1 protein-coding gene and 1 pseudogene are annotated in these 990 nt (G+C 31.7%); both read left to right on the top strand.

The window, feature by feature from the left end; genetic code table 11:
* A pseudogene (locus Xedl_RS26065) lies at positions 1-82 on the top strand (IS5/IS1182 family transposase); the annotation flags it as partial.
* Between the two features lie 149 nt (positions 83-231).
* Positions 232-693 carry an acyl carrier protein gene (locus Xedl_RS19785; RefSeq protein WP_074025438.1) on the top strand — a complete coding sequence of 154 codons (462 nt, stop codon included), beginning with the start codon at positions 232-234 and terminating at the stop codon, positions 691-693.
* The last annotated feature ends 297 nt before the right edge of the window (positions 694-990 follow it).

The raw sequence follows: 990 nt of genomic DNA, 5'->3' as shown, positions 1-990 counted from the left end.
ATACGATAAATTAGCCCGAAATTATGCCAGCATGTTGGCGCTGGCATTTGTCATGATATGGCTACCCATGTGGGTTGAGTAAAGGATAAACGGTAAACGTCAACACGCCCTAGTCTTCATTCATTTTTATTGGTAAAAATAACTGACACTTCATTATGACTGTTCATGTGTTTGTGTATATTGTTGTTCATATTGATGTATTACTTATAGTTTTCTTTTGGGACTATTTATATGGAAAAATATATTTCTGCTGTATGTGAAGAAGTTTCTTCAATTCTTTTTGTTGATAAAAGTGAAATTAATGAAAATTCTTCATTAATTAATGAATTAGGCGCTGACTCTTTGGATGTCATTGATCTTTCATTCAATCTTGGAAAAAAATTTAAAATCACCATGCCAACAAAAAGCCTCTTTTCTCATGTCCAGGATACTGTTTCTGAAAGCATTTTCAATCAGTTGTTAATTGGAGATGTTCTTACTGAGAAAGGAAAGGGAATACTGGCTTTTAGTTGTTATAATTATACATTAGAACAATTAGAATCTATCCGTACACTGGGTGATTTATTTGGTGAAACTAATGTTCATAATTGGGCTTCATTATGCAAATCCATTTGCGAATCAAATGTTAAAAATGCAGATGATATTATTTTGACCGAAATCAAAAAATACTGTCATGATATCTTAATCAAATAATAATATTACTCTATTCACCTTAATAGTTTAATTTGAGTTGTTTAAATTTAAGTGTAAATATAATGTTGTTACTAAGGTGGAAGTCAATATGGCTGGTATAACGACAGAGAAAGTTGCTGTAACCGGTTATGGTTTGATTGTTCGAAATCATGATTGCCCAAGTGATTTATTCAATTCATTGATGGAGGAAAGATCACTTAAGTCCTCAAGAGAAATTAATTGCAAATTGGTCACCATAACCAGCTAATAATGTATTGATCTCATATTCCATGGTTTCCTGAGTCCAGGTGATAAAAC

The organism is Xenorhabdus eapokensis (assembly GCF_001908105.1).
This window is presented reverse-complemented; position numbering and strand designations above follow the sequence as displayed.

Excerpts from the sequence above, each read along its gene's own strand:
- Xedl_RS19785 (WP_074025438.1), top strand. The coding sequence starts at position 232 with ATGGAAAAATATATTTCTGCTGTATGTGAAGAAGTTTCTTCAATTCTT.